Consider the following 22,271-nt stretch of genomic DNA (forward strand, 5'->3'; position numbering starts at 1 on the left):
CCACGCAAGAGAATTCCATGACTGTCAGTACCCCGCTGTCCGGCGTCAACCATCCTTTCAAAGGCATCCTGCTGATTGTGGTGGCGACCTTTCTGTTTTCCAGCCACGACGCGCTGTCCAAATACCTCGCCGGGTTCTACCCGATTGTGATGGTGGTGTGGGCACGCTATGTGGTGCACACGGTGCTGATGGCCGGGATCTTCCTGCCGCAATCGGGGTTGCGCGTGCTGCGCAGCAAACGGCCGGGGATGCAGGTGGTACGCGCGTTGTGTCTGTTGGGTACCAGCCTGTTCTTTACCACTGCGCTGCATTACATCCCGCTGGCCGAAGCCACTGCGGTGAACTTCCTCGCGCCGATTCTGGTGACGGCGCTCTCGGTGCCGCTGCTGGGTGAGCATGTGACACGCGGCCAATGGCTGGCGGTGATCTGCGGGTTTATCGGCGTGTTGGTGATCATCCACCCCGGTGGCGAACTGTTCACACCGGCGGTGCTGCTGCCGTTGTGTTCGGCGATGTTCTTCTGCTTTTACCAGTTGCTGACGCGCATCCTCAGCCAATACGACACCCCCACCACCAGCAACTTTTTCGCCGGGTTGTGCAATACCTTGGTGATGAGTGCGCTGGTGCCGTTCTTCTGGCAGGTGCCGACTCTGTGGCACGGCGTGATGATGCTGGCCTTGGGCACCTGTGGCATGACTGCGCACTTGATGCTGACCCAGGCGTTCCGCTTTGCGGCGCCGGCCTTACTGGCGCCGTTCGGCTATTGCCAGATCGTCTTCGCGGGTTTATTGGGCTGGCTGGTGTTTGCCCATACCCCCGATATGACCACGGTGGTCGGCATCGGGGTGATCTGCATGAGCGGGTTGGCCGCTGCCTGGCAGCAGCGGCGGCGGTGAGTCAAACGTCGACTTTGGGAATCTTGCGCGGCGCCATGAAGTACATCCAGGTCAGCGCGATGAAGTACATCGCCGGGATCAGGGTGAACAACACGGTGTAGTTGTTGTTAGTCACGGTCAGGATATGGCCGACGATCTGGGTCATGAACATGCCGCCGATGGCCGCGCACATGCCGCCAAAGCCGAACACCGTGCTCATCATGTGCTTGGGCGTGTAGTCCATCACCAGGCTCCAGATATTCGCGGTCCAGGCCTGATGCGCGCCGATGGCCAGGGAGATGGCAAACACCGCCACCCACAGCTGGCTGGAGCCGGCTGCCATGATCACGCCGACGATGCAGCAGGCGAACAGCAGCATCGACAGCAACCGTGCCTTGATCGAGTTCATCCCCCGGCCGATCAAGAACGAGGAGAGAATCCCCCCACCCACACTGCCGAAGTCAGCGGTTAGATAAATGATGATCAGCGGGATGCCCATCTGCGTCACGTTGATGCCCAGGTTGTATTGCTGGTTCAAAAACGGTGGCAGCCAGTACAGGTAGAACCAGAACACCGGCGCGGTCAGCGAATAGGCCAGGGCAAAGGCCCAGGTGCCACGCATGCGCAGGATACGGCTGAAGGGCACGCGCGGTTGTTCCGGTTCGGGTTCTTGTTGCACGTAGTCCAATTCGGATTGTTTAACCGTTGGATGATCTTCTGGGTTGTAGTACTTCAGGCCCCAGCACACCAGCCAGATGCCGCCCAGTGCCGACATGCACAGGAACGCCGCCTGCCAGCCCCATACGTGCAAGATCAGCGGCAGCAACATCGGCGTCATCATCGCGCCGACGTTGGTGCCGGCGTTGAAGATGCCGGTCGCCACGGCCCGCTCGCCAGCGGGGAACCACAGGCGGGTGGTCTTGACGCAGGCCGGGTAGTTGGCGGCTTCGGTCAGGCCGAGGATAAAGCGGCAGACCATAAAGCCTACGGCGGAGGTGGCCAGGCCGTGGGCGCCGGTGGCCAGGCTCCACAGCAATACTGCGAAGAAGAACACGCGCTTGACGCCAACGCGGTCGATCAAGCGACCCTGCAGCACAAACCCGATGGCGTAGCCGACTTGGAACCAGAAGTTGATGTTGGCGTAGTCCATCGCCGTCCAGCTCATTTCCTTGGCCAGGATCGGCTGCATCACGCCCAGGGCGGCGCGGTCGATGTAGTTCAGCGTGGTGGCGAAGAACACCAGGGCCAGCATGCCCCAGCGGGTTTTACCCACGGCCAGGGCGCCGCGGATCTTGCTGCCGATGCCGGCATGCGGCATGCCTGGGCGCTCGGCCAGGACGGAGTTTTGCAGAGGCATGAGGTCGTACCCGTTTTTTGAAATTTTTATGGTGTGATCTGGGTCTTTTGTGAACGTTTGTTGCCTGATCGATGGTGCGCAGCGGTTAAAAAATCGTCAATTCGCCAGAAGGGCATAGTGTTCGATAATCGCCCGAAAAACTAACCGGTTCGTACATTTTAATTGCTGCCGTTAGGCTGGGGGCGAATAATTTGCCACAAACAACCATTGCCGGGAGTTTTCCATGCAACGTTCCATCGCCACCGTTTCCTTGAGCGGCACCCTGCCGGAAAAGCTCGAAGCCATTGCCGCCGCCGGGTTCGATGGGGTGGAAATCTTCGAGAATGACCTGTTGTATTACGACGGCAGCCCGCGGGAAGTGCGGCAGATGTGCGCCGACCTGGGCATCGCTATCACCTTGTTCCAGCCGTTTCGCGACTTTGAAGGCTGCCGCCGCGACCGCCTGGCGCGCAATCTGGAGCGGGCCGAGCGCAAATTCGATCTGATGCAGGAGCTGGGCACCGACCTGGTGCTGGTGTGCAGCAATGCCTCGGCCGACTGCGTGGGCGACGAATCCATTCTGCGGGATGACTTGAGCCTGCTGGCCGAACACGCCGGCAAACGAGGCTTGCGCATTGGCTATGAAGCCCTGGCCTGGGGCAAGCATGTGAACACCTGGCAGCAGGTATGGAGCCTGGTGCGTCAGGTGGATCATCCGAGCCTGGGCGTGTTGCTCGACAGTTTCCACACGTTGTCACTCAAGGGCGATCCGAGCGCCATCGCGCAGATCCCTGGCGACAAGATCTTCTTCGTGCAAATGGCTGATGCGCCGATCCTGGCCATGGATGTGCTGGAGTGGAGCCGCCATTTCCGTTGCTTCCCGGGGCAGGGCGAGTTCGACTTGGCCGGGTTTCTGGCGCCGATTATCAAAAGTGGGTACACCGGGCCGCTGTCCCTGGAAATCTTCAACGATGGTTTCCGTGCCGCGCCGACCCGCGCCAATGCCGCCGACGGGCTGCGCTCGTTGTTGTACCTGGAGGAGAAAACCCGTCAGCGCCTGGCCGAGGAACAGCCGGCCGCACCGCTGGATATCCTGTTCGAAACGCCGCCCGCCAGCGAGTACGACGGCATCGAGTTCCTCGAATTTGCCGTGGATGAAAGCCTCGGCGCCAAGCTCTCCCACTGGTTGGAGCGTCTGGGCTTCGTCAAGGCTGGGCAGCATCGTTCCAAAGCCGTCAGCCTGCTGCGCCAGGGCGATATCAACCTGATCCTCAATTGCGAGCCGTATTCCTTCGCCCACAATTTTTTCGAAGCCCATGGGCCGTCGCTGTGCGCCACGGCGCTGCGGGTCAAGGACAGCGCCAAGGCCCTGGAACGCGCGGTGGCTTATAAAGGCCAGCCTTATCGCGGCCTGGTCGGGCCGAACGAGCTGGAGCTGGCGGCGGTGCGTGCGCCGGACGGCAGCCTGATTTACTTGGTGGACCCCAGCGAAGGCGGGCTCTACGACACCGACTTCAACCTGCAACCGACCACGGCTTGCGGCGGCGGCCTGCTGCGCATCGACCATATGGCCATGGCCCTGCCGGCCGACAGCCTCGACAGTTGGGTGCTGTTCTACAAGAGCCTGCTGGATTTCGAAGCCGACGACGAAGTGGTGCTACCCGACCCCTACGGCCTGGTGAAAAGCCGCGCATTGCGTAGCCGCTGCAGTTCGATTCGCTTGCCGCTGAATATCTCCGAAAACCGCAATACCGCGATTTCCTACGCGCTATCGAGCTATCGGGGCTCGGGGGTGCATCACATTGCCTTCGACTGTGCGGATATTTTCGCCGAGGTGCGCAGAGCCAAAGAGGCTGGCGTGCCGCTGCTGGATATCCCGCTCAATTATTACGACGACCTGGCGGCGCGCTTTGATTTCGATGACGAGTTCCTCAGCGAGCTGGCGTACTACAACGTGTTGTACGACCGCGACGCTCAGGGCGGTGAGTTGTTTCACGTCTACACCGAGCCCTTCGAAGGACGGTTTTTCTTCGAGATCATCCAGCGCAAAAACGGCTACGCCGGTTACGGCGCGGCCAACGTGGCGGTACGCCTGGCGGCGATGGCCAAGTCGCGCAGTGGCGCGGTGCGCCAGGCGCGGCTGTGAACCCTGGCCGGGTGCTTCCTTCGGGGAGCGCCCCGGCCCATAATCGCGGCCTGCCTAACAACAATGGCCGTGAGCACCATGACGTCGAGTCCCGAACTCCCCGCAGTGTCAGACGCACCGCGCAAGAGTCGTAAGAACAATCCAGAAAAGACCCGCGAAAACATACTGCAAGAAGCCATTGTCGAGTTTGTTCAGCAAGGCTTGGCCGGCGCGCGCGTAGACGCCATCGCCGAACGCATCCACACCTCCAAGCGCATGATCTATTACTACTTCGGCAGCAAGGAGCAGCTGTACGTCGAGGTACTGGAAAAGCTCTACGGCGATATCCGCAATACCGAAACCCGCATGAACCTCACGGCGCTGGAGCCCCGTGAAGCGATCCGTCGGCTGGTGGAATTCACCTTTGATCACCACGATCAGAACGTGGATTTTGTGCGCATCGTCAGCATCGAAAATATCCACAACGCTGAATATGTGAAGCGTTCGGACTCGATCAAGGCCATGAACAGCAACATCCTCGAAGCCCTGGGCGCCACCTTGCGCCGCGGCGCCGAAATGGGCCTGTTCCGCGAAGGCCTGGAGCCGTTGGATGTGCACCTGCTGATCAACTCATTCAGTTTTTACCGAGTGTCCAACCGCCATACGTTCAGTGAGATCTTTCAGATCGAACTGTCGGATGAAGCGGTTAAACAGCGCCACCGCGAGATGCTCTGCGACTCGGTGATGCGCTACCTGCAAGCCTGAGGCCTCAGGTTGGAATGCATACCAAGTGGGAGGGGGCTTGCCCCCGATAGCGATGCGTCAGTGACAGTTGGGCTGACTTCACCACTGCTATCGGGGGTAAGCCCCCTCCCACATGGTGATCTGGTTTCGTCAGTCAGGTATTCATGCTTTTGAAGTGCGTCAGCATGCGTTGCGCATCCGCCACTTTACCGCTGAACAATTCAAATGCTTTCACCGCCTGGAACACCGCCATATTGCCGCCGTCCAGAGTGCGGCAACCCAGGGCGCGAGCATCCCGTAGCAGTTGGGTTTCCAGCGGGAAGTAGACGATTTCCGCTACCCACAGCTGAGCGCGCAACAGCGCCGCCGGCACCGGTGTACCGGGAAGCTTGGCCATGCCCATCGGCGTGGTGTTGACCAGGCCATCGGCTTCGGCCATGGCGTTCTCCAGGCCGCCGCCGACTTGAGCGCGGCCGCTGCCGAAACGCTGTGCGAGGTTATCCACAAGGTCGCGGGCGCGGCTGGCGTCCACATCGAAAACACTCAACTGCTCCACCCCTTCAGCCAGCAGTGCATGCGCGACTGCCGCGCCTGCACCGCCGGCGCCCATCTGCACCACACGCTGGCGCGGCACGTCATTGAGGTTGCGCCGGAAACCTTCGGCAAACCCCAGGCAATCGGTGTTGTGGCCAATGCGTTTGCCGTCCTTGAGCACCACGGTATTCACCGCGCCGATGCCTCGGGCTTCGTCGGACAATTCATCCAGTAGCGGCAGAATCGCCTGCTTGCACGGGTAGGTAATGTTCAGCCCGGTAAAGTGCATCAGCTCGGCGGCGCGTAGGAGGTCGGGCAGGGCCTTGATATCCAGGCCCAAGGGATCAAGGTCGATCAATTGGTACAGGTAGCGTAGGCCCTGGGCGTCGCCTTCCTGTTCGTGCAAAGCGGGTGTGCGGGAGGCCTGGATGCCGGCGCCAATCAGGCCGGCAAGAATGCGCGGTTTCATCAGGCACGTCCTTTGAGCAGATGGCTGAAATGTTCCAGGGCCAGGTGGTAGCCATGGCTGCCAAAACCGGCCAATACCGCTTTGGCGATGGGCGACACAAACGAATGATGCCGAAACGCCTCACGGGTATGCACATTGGATAAATGCACTTCGATCACCGGTACTTCGCTGGCTACCAACGCATCGCGGATCGCCACCGACGTGTGGGTCCAGGCGGCAGGGTTGATCACGATACCGGCGCAGCGCGCGCGGGCGCCGTGGATCCAGTCGAGCAGCTCGCCTTCGTGGTTGGTTTGGCGGAATTCGATTTTCAGCCCCAGTTGCTCGGCGCTGCGGCCGCAGAGGGCCGCCACGTCGGCTAGGGTTTCATGCCCGTAGGTGGCGGGTTCGCGGGTGCCGAGCAGGTTGAGATTGGGGCCATTGAGCACCAGCACGATGGGCGGCATGAGGGGTATCTCCACAGTTCTTGTTGGTTGTGGAGATAAAATGTACCGGATGGTTAATTTGGTCAATTGCCAGCGCGGCATGTGTTCGATTATCGAACCGTTAATCAAGGAAGGGCAGGTATAACCCACTGCGCGGCCGCTTAGCCAATGGCTCGGGCGGCCGCGCATGGAGCAATGGAACGTTTAGCGTCGGGTCAGCAACACACCCGATTCCATATGGTGCGTCCACGGAAACTGATCAAACATCGCGCACCGGGTAATGCGGTGGGTGTCATGCAGTTGGGCGATGTTGGCCGCCAGGGTCTCCGGGTTGCAGGAGATGTACAGGATGTTGTCGAAACGCCGGGTGAGCTCGCAGGTGTCCGGGTCCATGCCGGCACGCGGTGGGTCCACAAACACGCTGCCGAACTCGTAGCTTTTCAGATCGATACCGTGCAGACGGCGGAACGGGCGCACTTCGTTGAGGGCTTCGGTGAGTTCTTCGGCGGACAGGCGCACCAGGGTGACGTTCTCCACCGCGTTTTCATCGAGATTGCTCAGTGCCGCGTTTACCGAGGTCTTGCTGATCTCGGTGGCCAGCACTTTGCGCACGCGGGTGGCCAGGGGCAGGGTGAAATTACCGTTGCCGCAATACAGCTCCAGCAGATCGTCCGGGCGATCGCCCAAAGCCTCGTAGGCCCAGTTGAGCATCTTCTGGTTCACCGTGCCGTTGGGCTGGGTGAACGCGCCTTCGGGTTGGCGATAGCTGAAGGTGCGGCCGCCGACTTCGAGTTTCTCCACCACGTAATCGTGGCCGATCACATCGCGTTTGCCCTTGGAGCGGCCGATGATGCTCACGTTCAGGTCAGCGGCGAGCTGGTTGGCCGCCGCGTGCCAGTGCTCGTCCAGCGGGCGGTGATAGCACAGGGTGATCATTGCATCGCCGGCCAGGGTGGTGAGGAACTCTACCTGGAACAGCTTGTGGCTCAGAGCGGCGCTGGCTTGCCAGGCGGCCTTGAGTTGGGGCATCAGCTGGTTGATGCGAGCGCTGGCGATAGGGAAGTCTTCGATCAGGATCGGCGTGCGCTTATCGTCCTGGGAAAACATCGCGTAGTGGCGCTCACCGCCTTCGCGCCACAGGCGGAATTCCGCGCGCAAGCGGAAGTGCTGCAGCGGCGAGTCGAACACCTGCGGCTCGGGCGCATCGAACGGGGCGAGCAGGTCACGCAGGCGCGTGACCTTATCTTGCAGTTGAGCGGTGTAGCGTGCGGCGTCAAAAGTCATGCGTTGAACCAGCCCAGCTTGATCACGAACAGAATCGACAGAATCACCAGCGCCGGGTTCAGCTCACGGTAGCGGCCCGAAAGCAGCTTGATGGCGGTCCAGGCGATGAAACCGAAAGCGATGCCGTTGGCGATGGAGTAAGTAAAGGGCATCGCCAGGGCGGTGATCACCACCGGCGCTGCCACAGTGATGTCGTCCCAGTCGATTTCAGCCAGGCCGGAGGTCATCAGCACGGCGACGAACAGCAGCGCCGGCGCGGTGGCGAAAGCCGGAACGCTGGCGGCCAACGGCGAGAAGAACAGTGCGAGCAGGAACAGGATCGCCACTACGATGGCAGTCAAACCGGTACGGCCACCGGCGCTGACGCCCGCGGCGGATTCGATGTAGCTGGTGGTGGTCGAGGTGCCCAGCAGCGAACCGGCCATGGCCGCGGTGCTGTCGGCGATCAGTGCACGGCCCATTTTTGGCATGTGGCCGTCCTTGCCCATCAGGCCGGCGCGCTTGGCCACGCCGATCAGGGTGCCGGAGTTGTCGAACAGGTCGACGAACAGGAAGGCGAAGATCACGCTGACCAGGCCGATATCCAGCGCGCCCTTGATGTCCAACTGCAGGAAGGTTGGGGCCAGGGACGGTGGCATCGAGGTCACGCCGCCGAATGGGGTGAAGCCCATCACAATCGACACGATGGTCACCGCCAGGATGCCGATCAGCACCGCACCGCGCACGGCCAGGGCTTCCAGCGCGACGATCAGCGCAAAGCCCAGGGTGGCGAGGATCGGCGCCGGTTGTTTCAAGTCGCCCAGGCCGACCATGGTGGCCGGGTTGCTGACTACGATACCGGCGTTGTGCAGGGCGATCAGCGCCAGGAACAGGCCGATGCCGGCAGCAATCGCCGAACGCAACGGCAAAGGGATGCTGTTGATGATCCACTCACGGATGCGAAAGATCGACAGCAGAAAGAACAGCACCGCCGAAATGAACACCGCCCCCAGCGCCACTTGCCAGGTATGGCCCATGTGCAGGACCACGGTGTAGGTAAAGAAGGCATTGAGGCCCATGCCTGGTGCCAGCGCGATCGGGTAGTTGGCGATCAGGCCCATCACGGTCGAACCGATGGCGGCCGCCAGGCAGGTCGCGACGAACACCGCGCCTTTGTCCATGCCGGTTTCGCCGAGGATGCTCGGGTTCACGAACAGGATGTAGGCCATGGCCAGGAATGTCGTGATGCCCGCGAGAATCTCGGTGCGCACGTTGGTGTTGTGTGCTTTGAGTTGAAACAGCTTTTCCAGCATGCCGGCTCCCTGTGACGCTATTTTGCGTCGTGATTTGTTGACCTCTAAGTCAAAGCACAAACTGCGCCAAGCGCCTGTGGTTTCAGAGAGGATCGGAAAAAGCGGCGCATCATACCAGCAGCCGAGGCTGTGTGGCGCATGGGCTTGAGGCATACTGCGCCGACGTTCAATTCACGGTCATCGACAGCATGAAAAAAGCCAACGCGTGGAGTCTAGCTCCGATCACCGCTATCAGCCTGTGGCTCGGCGCGGCACCGGTGTGGGGCGCGACTGCACCGGCCTTGAGCGAGGTGCGCGTGTTTCAGGTCGAGTCGGCGCGCTGCAAGGAAAGCATTCCCGAACGCATCACCTCGACGCAGATGTGCACGCACCGTGGGCCCACCCAGGTGTCGGTGATGGAAGTGGGGCTGGGCAACAACCCGGTGGGCCTGTTCAATGGCGCCGTACTGAACGGCCAGCGCACCCCGGTGTGCCAGGTTGGCAGCATCAGCCAGGCGTGCAACGGCGCGGGGACACTGATGGGCTACATCTATGTATTCGAAATGGATGTGCAGGCCCCAGGCTGGTTCGAATACAGCAATTCCTCGATCAACCCCCCGCGAAACACCTTGAAGACCCAGCTCAATATCCGCTGATCAATCATCTTGAACGCTCAAAACCCCGGGAAGTCGTACCCCTGAGACGGCGATTTTCCTGAACGCCGCGGATGCAGACCAACCCGTGAGGTGTTTATGAGCCCAACCCCCCAAGGCGCGGCGGCCCAGCCGTTTGCCCGCCACTCGATACGCCTGACCCTCAATGGGCAGGCCCGCCAACTGGACGTGTTGCCCTGGACCACGCTGCTGGACCTGCTGCGCGAACAACTGGATCTGGTCGGCAGCAAGAAAGGCTGCGACCACGGCCAATGCGGTGCCTGCACCGTATTGCGCGACGGCAAGCGCGTGAACGCGTGCCTGACCCTGGCGGTGATGTGCGACGGTGCCGAGTTGACCACCGTCGAAGGGCTGGCCAGCGGCGACCAGTTACACCCCATGCAACAAGCCTTCATCAAGCACGATGCGTTCCAGTGCGGTTATTGCACCCCTGGCCAGATCTGCTCCGCCGTCGGCCTGGCCAACGAAGGCCGTGCCCACGACAGCGCGCAAATCCAGGAACTGATGAGCGGTAACCTGTGCCGCTGCGGCGCCTACAGCAATATTCGCGATGCGATTGAAGAGGCCCTGCCGGCCTGCCGCCCGGCGGGAGGCGAGCAATGAACCCGTTCCAGTACAGCAAACCCTCCGACGTGCACGAGGCCGTGCACTTGAGCAGTGCCGCGTCGCGTTTTATTGCCGGCGGTACCAACCTGCTGGACCTGATGAAAGAAAACATCAGCCGCCCCAAGCACCTGATCGACATCACCGGCCTGCCGCTGCATGGCGTCGAGCTCACCGCCGAGGGTGGCGTGCGCATTGGCGCGCTGGTCAGCAACGCTGATCTGGCCTGGCACCCCTTGATCGAACAGCGTTATCCGTTGCTGTCCCAGGCCATCCTCGCCGGTGCCTCGCCGCAACTGCGCAATATGGCCAGCACCGGCGGCAACCTGTTGCAGCGCACCCGTTGCTATTACTTCTACGACGCCAGCGTGCCTTGCAATAAACGCGAACCCGGCAGTGGTTGCCCGGCGCGCACCGGGTTGAATCGCATCCATGCGATCCTCGGCGCCAGCGCGCAGTGCGTGGCGACTCATCCGTCCGACATGTGCGTGGCCCTGGCGGCGCTGGAGGCGCGGGTGCATGTGCAAGGGCGCAGCGGTGCGCGGGTCATCGAGTTCGCCGACTTCCACCGTTTGCCCGGCGATGCGCCGCAACGTGACAACCAACTGGCCGACGATGAACTGATCACTGCCATTGAATTGCCTGCCGACCACCTGGCGCGGCACAGCCATTATCTGAAGATCCGTGACCGGGCGTCCTACGCCTTCGCGTTGGTGTCGGTGGCTGCCGCTCTGGAGTTGGACGGCGATGTGATCGTCGACGCGCGCCTAGCCCTGGGCGGCGTGGCCCATAAACCCTGGCGCGACCGCGCGGTGGAGGCGGGATTGATCGGGCAGGCTGTCAGCCGCGAAACCTTCAGCCTCGCCGCCGATGCGATGTTGCAGGACGCCGAGCCGCTGGAACACAACGCTTTCAAGGTCAAGCTGGCACGGCGCGCAATTATCCGCGCCCTGAGCGATGCCGCTGTTGCAGGAGAACGCCCATGAGTGCCGTCGGAAAACCTCTGGACCGTGTCGACGGTCTGCTTAAAGTCACCGGCCAGGCGCGCTATGCCGGCGAGTTCCCCGAACACGACCTGCTGCATGGCAGCGTGGTGTCCAGCACTATCGCCAAGGGCCGCGTGGTTCGTATCGATGCGTCCAGGGCCCTGGCGCTGCCGGGTGTGGTCATGGTGCTCGATCACAGCAACCGGCCGCGGCTGGCCAGCTATGACGACGCGTTCGCCGATGCCGATGCCGCCGATGGTTCGCCGTTTCGCCCGCTGTACAACGACCGCGTGCTGTACAGCGGCCAGCCCCTGGCCTTGGTGATTGCCGACAACCTGGAGCTGGCGCGACATGCCGGTTCCCTGGTGCGCATCGAGTACGAGCGCGATGAATTCGAGACCGACCTCGTCGCCCAGCAGGCCGAGGCCCATCCCTCGCCACAGACACCGCCCGCGCCGCGCGGGAATTTCCAGGCCGAGTGGACCGCTGCCGCCGTCAGCCTGGATGTGCACTACAGCACCCCCATCGAACATCACAACCCCATGGAACCCCACGCCAGCACCGTGCTGTACCAGGCGGACGGCACCCTGCATATCCATGACAAAACCCAGGGGCCGCAGAACTGCCAGGCCTATGTGCAGAAAGTGTTCGGCCTGGATAAAAGCCAGGTGCGGGTGTTCGCCGCGTTTGTCGGCGGCGCTTTTGGTTCCGGCCTGCGCCCGCAGTACCAATTACCCCTGGCGGTGATGGCGTCGCTGGCGCTCAAACGATCGGTTCGCGTGACCCTGACCCGTCAACAGATGTTCACCTTCGGCTACCGCCCACGCACCCTGCAGCGCTTGCAAATGGGCGCCGCCACCAACGGCCGCCTGCTGGCGTTGGGGCACACGGCGATTGGCCAGACCTCGCGTTTCGAGGACTTCAGTGAACACGTGGTGGAGTGGAGCGGCATGCTCTATCACTGCGACAACGTGCAGTTGACCTATAAGTTGGTGCCGCTGGATGTGTTCACGCCGTTGGACATGCGCGCGCCCGGCGCCGCCCTCGGGGTGATCGGCCTGGAATGCGCCATGGACGAACTGGCCTGCGCCCTGGCCATCGACCCGGTGCAACTGCGCCTGATCAACTACGCCGAGCGCAACCAGAACGAAGACAAACCCTGGTCGAGCAAAGCCCTGCGCGAGTGTTACACCGAAGGCGCCGAGCGCTTCGGCTGGAGCCAGCGCAACCCGGAACCGCGCAGCATGCGCGACGGCCGCCAATTGGTGGGCTGGGGCATGGCCGGCGGGGTGTGGGAGGCCATGCAAATGAAGGCCAGCGCCAAGGCGCGAATCGATGCCGAGGGCAAGCTCGTGGTGAGCAGCGCCACCACCGATATCGGCACCGGCACCTACACGGTGATGACCCAGATCGCCGCCCAGGCCAGCGGTGTAGCCGTGGACGACGTGCGTTTCGTGCTCGGCGACTCGTCGCTGCCCACCGCGCCGTTGCAGGGCGGTTCGTTCACTGTTTCCTCGGTGGGCACCGCTGTGCAACAAGCCTGCGAAGCCTTGGCCGCCAAACTGTTGAGCGTGGCGCGGCAGACCTATCCGGTGTTCAAGGACGCTGAGACGGTGCGCTTTGAGGATGGGCAACTGCACGCGCGTGACGTGAGTGTGTCGTTGGCGCAGCTGGTCAAGGACAGCGGTGAGGACGCCCTGGAGGTGCAGGTCGACAGCGAGCCGGACAAAAAACGTGAAGGCTATGCCACCGCCACCCATTCGGCGGTATTCGTCGAAGTGCGCGTGGATGAAGACCTCGGCACTATCAAGGTCAGCCGCGTGGTCAGCGCAATTGCGGCCGGGCGCGTGGTCAACCCGAAGATGGCCCGCAGCCAGATCCTCGGCGGCGTGGTGTGGGGCATCGGCATGGCCCTGCACGAAGAGACCCAGATCGACCATCAACTGGGCCGCTACATGAACCACAGCCTGGCCGAATACCACATCCCGGTGAATGCGGATATCGGCGACATTGACGTGGTATTCGTCGAAGAACACGACGAGATCGTCAATGCGCTGGGGTCCAAAGGCGTCGGGGAAATCGGCATCGTCGGCGTCGCGGCGGCAGTGGCCAATGCGGTGTACCACGCCACCGGCAAGCGAGTGCGGGACTTCCCGATCACCCTGGATAAGGTGCTTTGAAATGTGGGAGGAGGGTTGCCCCCGATAGCAGTGTTTCAGTCAATTTATGCCTCGACTGCTGCACCGCCATCGAGAGCAAGCCCTCTCCCACATTGACCTTATTGCCATAGTGGTTATGCGGTGGGCGTGAGACCGGTGTGGGAGGGGGCTTGCCCCCGGTAGCAGTGTTTCAGTCAATAGATGCCTGGACTGTTGCACCGCCATCGAGGGCAAGCCCTCTCCCACATTGAGCTTATTGCCATAGTGGTTATGCGGTGGGCGTGAGACCGGTGTGGGAGGGGGCTTGCTCCCGATAGCAGTGTTTCAGTCAATAGATGCCTGGACTGTTGCACCGCCATCGAGGGCAAGCCCTCTCCCACATTGAGCTTATTGCCATAGTGGTTATGCGGTGGGCGTGAGGCCGGTGTGGGAGGGGGCTTGCCCCCGATAGCAGTGTTTCAGTCAATAGATGCCTGGACTGTTGCACCGCCATCGAGGGCAAGCCCTCTCCCACATTGACCTTATTGCCATAGTGGCTATGCGATGGCTGTGAGGCCGGTGTGGGAGGGGGCTTGCCCCCGGTAGCAGTGTTTCAGTCAATTTGTGCTTCGACTGTTACATCGCCATCGAGGGCAAGCCCTCTCCCACATTGAGCTTGTTGCCATAGTGGCTATGCGATGGCTGTGAGGCCGGTGTGGGAGGGGGCTTGCCCCCGGTAGCAGTGTTTCAGTCAATAGATGCCTCGACAGTTACACCGCTATCGAGGGCAAGCCCTCTCCCACATTGAGCTTATTGCCATAGTGGCTATGTGGTGGCTGTGAGACCGGTGTGGGAGGAGGCTTGCCCCCGGTAGCAGTGTTTCAGTCAATTTATGCTTCGACTGTTACACCGCCATCGGGGGCCAGCCCTCTCCCACATTGAGCTTATTGCCATAGTGGCTATGCGTTGGGTGTGAGACCGGTGTGGGAGGGGCTTGCCCCCGATAGCAGTGTTTCAGTCAATAGATGCCTGGACTGTTGCACCGCCATCGAGAGCAAGCCCTCTCCCACATTGACCTTATTGCCATAGTGGTTATGTGGTGGCTGTGAGACCGGTGTGGGAGGAGGCTTGCCCCCGGTAGCAGTGTTTCAGTCAATTTATGCTTCGACTGTTACACCGCCATCGAGGGCAAGCCCTCTCCCACATTGAGCTTATTGTCATAGTGGCTATGCGATGGCTGTGAGACCGGTGTGGCAGGAGGCTTGCCCCCGATAGCAGTGTTTCAGTCAATAGATGCCTCGACAGTTACACCGCCATCGAGGGCCAGCCCTCTCCCACATTGAGCTTATTGTCATAGTGGCTATGCGATGGCTGTGAGACCGGTGTGGCAGGAGGCTTGCCCCCGATAGCAGTGTTTCAGTCAATAGATGCCTCGACAGTTACACCGCCATCGAGGGCCAGCCCTCTCCCACATTGAGCTTATTGTCATAGTGGCTATGCGATGGCTGTGAGACCGGTGTGGCAGGAGGCTTGCCCCCGATAGCAGTGTTTCAGTCAATAGATGCCTCGACAGTTACACCGCCATCGAGGGCCAGCCCTCTCCCACATTGACCTTATTGCCATAGTGGCTATGCGTTGGGTGTGAGACCGGTGTGGGAGGGGCTTGCCCCCGATAGCAGTGTTTCAGTCAATAGATGCCTGGACTGTTGCACCGCCATCGAGAGCAAGCCCTCTCCCACATTGACCTTATTGCCATAGTGGTTATGCGGTGGGCGTGAGACCGGTGTGGGAGGGGCTTGCCCCCGATAGCAGTGTTTCAGTCAGTTTGTGCTTCGACTGTTACATCGCCATCGAGGGCAAGCCCTCTCCCACATTGAGCTTATTGCCATAGTGGCTATGTGGTGGCTGTGAGACCGGTGTGGGAGGAGGCTTGCCCCCGGTAGCAGTGTTTCAGTCAATTTATGCTTCGACTGTTACACCGCTATCGAGGGCAAGCCCTCTCCCACATTGAGCTTATTGCCATAGTGGCTATGTGGTGGCTGTGAGGCCGGTGTGGGAGGGGGCTTGCCCCCGATAGCAGTGTTTCAGTCAATTTGTGCTTCGACTGTTACATCGCCATCGAGGGCAAGCCCTCTCCCACATTGAGCTTATTGCCATAGTGGCTATGCGTTGGCTGTGAGACCGGTGTGGGAGGAGGCTTGCCCCCGATGGCGGTGTTTCAGTCAATAGATGCCTCGACAGTTACACCGCTATCGAGGGCAAGCCCTCTCCCACATTGACCTTGTTGCCATAAAGGTTAGGCGGTGGGCGGGGAAACCGGTTCTGGCACATGCATGCGATCGCGCTTGGCCAGGGTGGGGAACAGTTTGATCCACACTCCGGTCACCACCAGGGTGCCGATCCCGCCCATGACCACGGCGGGCACGGTGCCGAACCAGTGGGCGGTGATGCCGGATTCGAATTCGCCCAGCTGATTCGATGCGCCGATAAACAGGCCGTTGACGGCACTGACGCGCCCGCGCATTTCGTCCGGCGTCTCCAACTGCACGAACGAGGCGCGGATCACCATGCTGATCATGTCCGCCGCGCCCAGCACCACCAGCACCGCCAGGGAAAACCAGAATGACGTCGAGAGGCCGAAAGCGATGGTGGCCACGCCGAATACGCCGACGGCGGTGAACATCACGCGGCCGACGTGACGGTCCACCGAGAAACGCGCCAGCCACAACGACATCAGCAATGCCCCCACCGCCGGCGCCGAGCGCAACAGGCCCAGGCCCCAGGCGCCGGTCAGCAGGATGTCTTTGGCGAACACCGGCAGCAACGCGGTGGCGCCGCCCAGCAGCACGGCAAACAGGTCCAGGGAGATGGCGCCGAGGATGTCCGGGCGGCTGCGGATAAAGCGGATGCCGGCCAGCAGTGAATCCAGAGTGGCCTTGCCTTTGTTCAGCGGCGTCTGGCGGGCGGGCAGGTTGAGGGTCAGCGTGCAGGCGATCAGGTACAGCACCACGGTGGGGCCATACACCCACACGCTGCCAAACGCATAGAGCAGACCGCCCAGCGCCGGGGCGACGATGGTGGCCAGTTGCTGAGCCGACTGCGACGACGCCACGGCGCGCGGGAACAGCGTGCTGGGCACGATGCTCGGCAGCAGCGCTTGTGTGGTGGGCAATTCAAAGGAGCGCGCGGCACCGAGCAGGAAGGCGAGGATAAAGATCATCTCGCGGGTCACGGTGCCGGTCAGGCCACCAATGGCCAGGGACAGCGCAATCAGCGCCTGCACGGTCTGGCAGATGGCCGCGACTTTACGTCGCTCATAGCGGTCGGCCACATGGCCGGTGTGCAGCATAAACAGCACGCGCGGCACGAACTCCACCAAGCCGACCAAGCCCAGGTCCAGCACGTTGCCGGTCAGTTGATAGAGGTTCCAGCCGATGGCCACGGTGAGCATCTGGAAGCCGCTGGCGGTAAAGATCCGCGCCAGCCAGAACGCGATAAAAGGGCGGTGGTGACGCAACAGCAACGCGGGTTCAGTAGGCATCGGGCATTCAGATCAAGGCCGGGGGGAACCGCGAGATTAGCATCAAGCTGTAACAAATAGTTGCGAGAACCGGGGTGAGGCAGCCTGTCACGCGTCAATCGACCACACAACTGGACGCAGAAAATGGGACTACTCTTTGAGCTGTAATTGATCCAGATCAAATTTCTTTCAGGATTTGCTCTGGCGGGCCGCAAGGCCAGACTCCCTACGTGGTTGGTTAAAAAAAGAAACGAATTGAAATTCGCCACACTCCATATCCGTGGGGGCAGTGGGTGCAGGCTCCCGCCAGCAGCCGGTATTACCTGACAGAGGAAGACTTATGTTCGGTTTGGAGGCGCTAGATCTCGCCCGAATTCAGTTCGCGTTCACCATCTCATTCCACATCCTGTTCCCGGCGATCACCATCGGCCTGGCCAGTTACCTTGCAGTGCTGGAAGGGTTGTGGCTCAAGACCCATAACGACACCTACCGTGACCTCTACCATTTCTGGTCGAAGATCTTTGCCGTCAACTTCGGCATGGGGGTGGTCTCGGGCTTGGTTATGGCTTACCAATTCGGCACCAACTGGAGCCGCTTTTCGGACTTCGCCGGCGCCGTTACCGGGCCGCTGCTGACGTACGAAGTGCTTACGGCCTTCTTCCTGGAAGCCGGTTTCCTCGGCGTGATGCTGTTCGGCTGGAACAAGGTGGGGCGCAAGCTGCACTTCTTCTCCACGGTCATGGTGGCGGTGGGTACGCTGATCTCCACGTTCTGGATCCTGGCTTCCAACAGCTGGATGCAGACGCCCCAGGGCTTTGAAATCATCGACGGCCGTGTGATTCCCACCGACTGGCTGGCGGTAATTTTCAACCCATCGTTCCCGTATCGCCTGATGCACATGGCCACGGCGGCCTTCGTGGCGACGGCGTTCTTCGTCGGCTCCTCGGCGGCCTGGCACTTGCTGCGCGGCAAGGACAACCCGGCGATCCGCAAAATGCTCTCCATGGCCATGTGGATGGCATTGATCGTGGCGCCTGTCCAGGCGGTGATCGGTGACTTCCATGGTCTCAATACTCTGGAGCACCAGCCGGCGAAAATCGCCGCGATCGAAGGCCACTGGGAAAACAAAGGCAAAGAGCCTACGCCGCTGATCCTGTTCGGCTGGCCCGATATGCAGGCGGAAAAAACCAAGTACGCCGTAGAGATTCCATACCTGGGCAGCCTGATCCTGACTCACTCCCTGGATAAACAGGTGCCGGCGCTCAAGGAGTTCCCGCCTGAAGACCGGCCGAATTCGACCATTGTGTTCTGGTCGTTCCGAGTCATGGTCGGGCTGGGTTTCCTGATGATTTTTACCGGTCTGTTCAGCCTGTGGCTGCGCCGGGGCGACAAGATGTACACCTCCAGACCGTTCCTGTATCTGGCGCTGTGGATGGGCCCCTCGGGGTTGATCGCGATCCTCGCCGGCTGGTTCACCACCGAAATCGGGCGTCAGCCGTGGGTGGTCTACGGGCTGATGCGCACGGCGGATGCGTCGTCTGGGCATAGCCTGGCGCAGATGACCATCACCCTGGTGTTGTTCGTGGTGGTGTACTTCGCGCTGTTCGGTGCGGGCCTGGGCTACATGATGCGCCTGGTGCGCAAAGGCCCCGTGACCCACGAAGGTACCGAACCGACCCACGGCGGCCCCGGCCAGAAACGCACACCGGCGCGTCCGTTGTCGGCGGCCGACGATGGCACCGACGACCACCACGACCACATCCAGCATAAGGGGAATTGAGATGGGTATTGATCTTCCGCTGATCTGGGCCGTGATCATCATCTTCGGCATCATGATGTACGTGGTGATGGACGGCTTCGACCTGGGTATCGGCATCCTCTTTCCGTTTATTCCCGGCAAGGTCGACCGCGACGTGATGATGAACACCGTCGCGCCGGTCTGGGACGGCAACGAAACTTGGCTGGTGCTGGGCGGCGCGGCGTTGTTCGGCGCGTTTCCGCTGGCGTATTCGGTGGTGCTGTCGGCGCTGTACCTGCCGCTGATCCTGATGCTGGTGGGGCTGATCTTCCGTGGCGTGGCCTTTGAGTTCCGCTTCAAGGCAAAAGACGCCAAGCGCCACCTGTGGGACAAGGCCTTTATCGGCGGTTCGCTGGCGGCGACGTTCTTCCAGGGCGTGGCGCTGGGGGCATTTATCGACGGCATTCCGGTGGTCAATCGCCAGTTCGCCGGCGGTTCGCTGGACTGGCTCACGCCGTTCACCGTGTTCTGCGGCGTGGCGCTGATCGTCGCCTATGCGTTGCTCGGCTGCACCTGGCTGATCATGAAGACCGAAGGCAAGTTGCAGGAACAGATGCACAACCTGGCGCGGCCGCTGGCGTTCGTGGTGCTGGCAGTGATCGGCATCGTCAGCCTGTGGACCCCGCTATCGCACCCGGAAATCGCCTCGCGCTGGTTCACCCTGCCAAATCTGTTCTGGTTCCTGCCGGTGCCGCTGCTGGTGCTGGTGACCATGTACGGGCTGATCCGCGCGGTGGCTCGCAATGCGCACTACACGCCGTTCCTGCTGACGTTGGTGCTGATTTTCCTCGGCTATAGCGGCTTGGGGATCAGCCTGTGGCCGAACATCGTGCCGCCGTCCGTATCGATCTGGGACGCCGCCGCGCCGCCGCAGAGCCAAGGCTTCATGCTGGTGGGCACCTTGTTCATCATCCCGTTCATCCTGGGTTACACCTTCTGGAGCTACTACGTGTTCCGCGGCAAGGTCACCCACGAAGACGGTTATCACTAGGAGGGGCGTGACATGTCCGGCAAACCTTCGTTGCACGAGATCGAACAGGCTGAAAAGCAGCCGCTGTGGCGGCGCCTGGGGTGGTTAGCAATGATCTGGACCGGCAGTGTGCTGGTGCTGTTTGTTGTCGCCAGCCTGATGCGCATGTTTATGAATGCTGCCGGCCTGACCACTCACTGACATCCCATCCCGTTGCCTTGCGGCACGGTTTTTTGACCCTGCTCCTACATCTTGTAGGGGCGGGGTCTTTTTTTATTTGCGCGCTTTGAGAATCACGAACTTGGGCGTGGCTGCCACTTGCTCGACGCCGCGGAACAACCGCGCCAGTTTGCTGTGATAACCCAAGTGACGGTTGCCGACGATATACAGCGCACCGCCCACCACCAAGGCCTCGCGGGCCTGCTGGAACATGCGCCAGGCGAGGAAGTCGCCCACCACCTGCTGCTGGTGGAACGGCGGATTGCACAGCACCACGTCCAGGGACTGCGGCTCTTGGCCGGCCAGGCCATCTGCGGCGCGCACGCTCACGTCACGTTCACCCAGCGCGGCCTGCCAGTTTTCACGGGCCGATTGCACGGCCATGTAGGACTCGTCCACCAGGGTGTAGTGGGCGTCGGGGTTGTGCAGTGCGCTGGCAATCGCCAATACGCCGTTGCCGCAGCCGAGGTCGGCAACGCGGGCGTTACCCAGGCCGGTGGGCAAGTGCGGCAGGAAGGCGCGGGTGCCGATGTCCAGGCCTTCACGGCAGAACACATTGGCGTGGTTCAGCAGCTCGATGGCGGGTGTATCCAGGCGGTAGCGGGTCGGGTAGGGCGAGACGGCGGCGGGGCGCTCGGCAACGGTGGCGATCAACAGGCGAGCTTTCTTCACCGCCAGTGAGGCGTGCATCGGCCCGATGTAACGCTCCAGCAGGTCACCGGCCGCGCGCGGCAGGTGTTTGACCATCGCCCCGGCGATCACTTCGGCGCCCGGGGCCAGTTGACCTTGCAGGCGGATCAACTGTTCTTCGAGCAGCGCCAGGGTTTTCGGCACGCGGATCAGCACGCGGTCGAACGGCCCGGTGGGGGTTTCGCTGGCGGGAATGAACGGCACTGCATCGAACGCCTTGGCGTTGCGCACCAGGTTTTTTTCCAGGCCCTGGGCCGCCAGAAACGAGTCGCCGCTGGAAATCACCTGCACCTGGCCTTGCAGACTGGCCGCCAAAGCGCCAAAGCTGTCATTGAGCACCAACACGCGGGTGTCGACGCGCGGCTGCTGGGCGGCCAAGTGGTTGAGCAGGTATTCGTCGGCGGCGTCGAAGGCTTGCAGCGGGTCGTTGTGCTGCTCGGGTTGGCGGATCAGATCGAGCTGAGCGAAGGGGCTGTCGAGCAGGGGCATGGGGGGAGAAAACTCTGGGTAATCGAACCATTGGGGTGAACGGCGACACGACGGCGCGCGCCGCGTCATCACCCGGAACTGGTCGTAAATGTTACGGTTTTTTCATGCGGATTACATGCGATGTTTAAAGAAACCCAGCCTTTGCGGCCACCATCACGGCCGCGATTTTATTGTTGACCCCCAGTTTTCGCATCGAGCTGCAATTGTGAAAGCCGACTGTGCGTTCGGACAAACACAGGATCTGCGCAATCTCCGCGGCGGTCTTGCCCAGTGCAGACCAACGTAATACTTCGATCTCGCGGGGCGTCAGCTTGTTGCAGGGCTTCGCGGCTGGCCCATCGGCGTACTTATGCGCCACCACGGTATGCATTGCATGACACAGCCAGAGCGCATTGCCGGCTTTTTCATACAGCTCCTCCGGTGTGATCTCACCTCTGCCACGACTTAAAGTCAGCATGCTGAAGACGCCCTGAGGCCCATGCAGTGGTTGAGTCCAGCCCAGATGAACGCCATAGGAGGTAGCCAGTTCCCACAAGTGAGGCGCGCTGTGAAACGCGGTTTCTTTCCAGACAAAGGGCAGGACAGAGCGTTGACAGTGAGACATGACAGGATCGGTGTCGGAGAAATGCGCTTCCCGGTATAGCGCGTTCCATTCGTTTGGATAGTTGTTTTTCTCAAAGGCGATAGCTTGATTGGTTTGACTTTGTGCACTCATCTTGAAAGAGCAGAATTGGAAGCCGAGTGAATATGTTTCATTGATAACCATTTCGAATACGCTGGTGATCTCGTTCTCTTCTTCCAGTTTGGGGAGCTGTGTATTGCGCCAGTTGACCATCGATAACTCTCCATGGATGTATGTGTGACTTGGGTACGTCCTGAATCCCAACGCTGCACGGAAAAGAGTGTAGGACACGGGCTACTTAGTTGTGTGAAAAAATCAGTATGTTAGGTAGCTATTTAAGGGGTTGGACTTATACAAGATTCGGAATTCTGTGTAATTAATTTTGCCTTGCTTAAGGACTCCCCATCGGATTTAAGGGGGTTGCTCGTAATATCAAATTGATATCTTTTGGTTGGATGATAGGGAATGGTTTTAGTTTGGGAGTGGGTTAATAGCTAAA

18 protein-coding genes are annotated in these 22,271 nt (G+C 61.0%); 10 read left to right on the forward strand and 8 right to left on the reverse strand.

From position 1 onward, the window contains the following. Positions 1-17: 17 nt before the first annotated feature. Entirely contained in the window at positions 18-896 is an 879-nt protein-coding gene (locus tag FIV35_RS23750; RefSeq protein ID WP_034139389.1) for a DMT family transporter, read from the forward strand. Between the two features lies 1 nt (position 897). Here the strand turns inward: FIV35_RS23750 and FIV35_RS23755 are convergent, their stop codons facing one another. Continuing rightward, entirely contained in the window at positions 898-2,232 is a 1,335-nt protein-coding gene (locus FIV35_RS23755; protein ID WP_034100862.1) for an MFS transporter, read from the reverse strand. Positions 2,233-2,455: 223 nt separating this feature from the next. Here FIV35_RS23755 and quiC point away from each other — a divergent pair, with 223 nt between their 5' ends. Next, on the forward strand, positions 2,456-4,357 hold the full coding sequence (gene quiC, locus FIV35_RS23760; protein WP_034139388.1) for a 3-dehydroshikimate dehydratase QuiC: 1,902 nt from the start codon (positions 2,456-2,458) through the stop codon (positions 4,355-4,357). A gap of 78 nt (positions 4,358-4,435) precedes the next feature. Continuing rightward, the gene (locus tag FIV35_RS23765; RefSeq protein ID WP_034139402.1) at positions 4,436-5,101 is read left to right on the forward strand and encodes a TetR/AcrR family transcriptional regulator; all 666 of its coding nucleotides are present in this window, start codon (positions 4,436-4,438) and stop codon (positions 5,099-5,101) included. A gap of 133 nt (positions 5,102-5,234) precedes the next feature. Here FIV35_RS23765 and FIV35_RS23770 read toward each other — a convergent pair whose 3' ends face one another. From FIV35_RS23770 to FIV35_RS23785, 4 genes are all read right to left on the reverse strand, one after another. Continuing rightward, positions 5,235-6,083 (reverse strand): shikimate dehydrogenase, encoded by an 849-nt coding sequence (locus FIV35_RS23770; protein ID WP_034139387.1) that lies wholly within the window; start codon positions 6,081-6,083, stop codon positions 5,235-5,237. Next, positions 6,083-6,529: a type II 3-dehydroquinate dehydratase gene (gene aroQ / locus FIV35_RS23775; protein ID WP_034100859.1), complete on the reverse strand. Its 447-nt coding sequence runs from the start codon at positions 6,527-6,529 to the stop codon at positions 6,083-6,085. The genes FIV35_RS23770 and aroQ overlap by 1 nt, the downstream gene beginning before the upstream one ends. Before the next feature lie 183 nt (positions 6,530-6,712). Continuing rightward, positions 6,713-7,792, reverse strand: coding sequence for a tRNA (uridine(54)-C5)-methyltransferase TrmA (gene trmA / locus FIV35_RS23780; protein ID WP_034139386.1), 1,080 nt, complete (start codon positions 7,790-7,792; stop codon positions 6,713-6,715). Then, the gene (locus tag FIV35_RS23785; RefSeq protein WP_034100857.1) at positions 7,789-9,084 is read right to left on the reverse strand and encodes an NCS2 family permease; all 1,296 of its coding nucleotides are present in this window, start codon (positions 9,082-9,084) and stop codon (positions 7,789-7,791) included. Before FIV35_RS23785 ends, trmA begins: the two co-directional genes overlap by 4 nt. Before the next feature lie 188 nt (positions 9,085-9,272). On the opposite strand from FIV35_RS23785, the gene FIV35_RS23790 reads away from it, so the two are divergent. The 4 genes from FIV35_RS23790 to FIV35_RS23805 all read left to right on the forward strand — a co-directional run bounded on the left by FIV35_RS23790 (position 9,273) and on the right by FIV35_RS23805 (position 13,506). Beyond that, on the forward strand, positions 9,273-9,719 hold the full coding sequence (locus tag FIV35_RS23790; protein WP_034100948.1) for a DUF4879 domain-containing protein: 447 nt from the start codon (positions 9,273-9,275) through the stop codon (positions 9,717-9,719). Between the two features lie 96 nt (positions 9,720-9,815). Next, positions 9,816-10,340, forward strand: a complete 525-nt coding sequence (locus FIV35_RS23795; protein WP_034139385.1) for a (2Fe-2S)-binding protein — start codon at positions 9,816-9,818, stop codon at positions 10,338-10,340. Next, on the forward strand, positions 10,337-11,326 hold the full coding sequence (locus tag FIV35_RS23800) for an FAD binding domain-containing protein (RefSeq protein ID WP_034139384.1): 990 nt from the start codon (positions 10,337-10,339) through the stop codon (positions 11,324-11,326). The genes FIV35_RS23795 and FIV35_RS23800 overlap by 4 nt, the downstream gene beginning before the upstream one ends. Further along, positions 11,323-13,506, forward strand: coding sequence for a xanthine dehydrogenase family protein molybdopterin-binding subunit (locus FIV35_RS23805; protein WP_034139383.1), 2,184 nt, complete (start codon positions 11,323-11,325; stop codon positions 13,504-13,506). The genes FIV35_RS23800 and FIV35_RS23805 overlap by 4 nt, the downstream gene beginning before the upstream one ends. 2,254 nt (positions 13,507-15,760) lie before the next feature. Here FIV35_RS23805 and FIV35_RS23810 read toward each other — a convergent pair. Then, complete coding sequence (locus FIV35_RS23810) at positions 15,761-17,005, reverse strand: MFS transporter (protein WP_034139377.1); 1,245 nt, start codon at positions 17,003-17,005, stop codon at positions 15,761-15,763. Between the two features lie 319 nt (positions 17,006-17,324). Between FIV35_RS23810 and FIV35_RS23815 the strand changes: the two genes are divergently transcribed. From FIV35_RS23815 to FIV35_RS23825, 3 genes are read left to right on the forward strand one after another with little or no spacing between them, the layout of a single operon-like run. Further along, positions 17,325-18,764, forward strand: coding sequence for a cytochrome ubiquinol oxidase subunit I (locus FIV35_RS23815; protein ID WP_034139376.1), 1,440 nt, complete (start codon positions 17,325-17,327; stop codon positions 18,762-18,764). A gap of 1 nt (position 18,765) precedes the next feature. Beyond that, positions 18,766-19,773: a cytochrome d ubiquinol oxidase subunit II gene (cydB, locus tag FIV35_RS23820; RefSeq protein WP_034100851.1), complete on the forward strand. Its 1,008-nt coding sequence runs from the start codon at positions 18,766-18,768 to the stop codon at positions 19,771-19,773. A 12-nt stretch (positions 19,774-19,785) separates the two neighbouring features. After that, a complete protein-coding gene (locus FIV35_RS23825; RefSeq protein WP_080758794.1) occupies positions 19,786-19,953 on the forward strand; it encodes a DUF2474 domain-containing protein in 168 nt (55 codons plus the stop codon). Between the two features lie 72 nt (positions 19,954-20,025). On the opposite strand, the gene FIV35_RS23830 is transcribed toward FIV35_RS23825, so the two are convergent. Both FIV35_RS23830 and FIV35_RS23835 read right to left on the reverse strand, forming a co-directional pair. Further along, complete coding sequence (locus tag FIV35_RS23830) at positions 20,026-21,150, reverse strand: methyltransferase (protein WP_034139375.1); 1,125 nt, start codon at positions 21,148-21,150, stop codon at positions 20,026-20,028. A gap of 124 nt (positions 21,151-21,274) precedes the next feature. Beyond that, positions 21,275-21,985, reverse strand: a complete 711-nt coding sequence (locus tag FIV35_RS23835; RefSeq protein WP_034139374.1) for a helix-turn-helix transcriptional regulator — start codon at positions 21,983-21,985, stop codon at positions 21,275-21,277. Between the last annotated feature and the right edge of the window lie 286 nt (positions 21,986-22,271).

It is taken from the genome of Pseudomonas rhodesiae (assembly GCF_007858255.1).
GTDB classification, from domain to species: Bacteria; Pseudomonadota; Gammaproteobacteria; order Pseudomonadales; family Pseudomonadaceae; genus Aquipseudomonas; species Aquipseudomonas rhodesiae.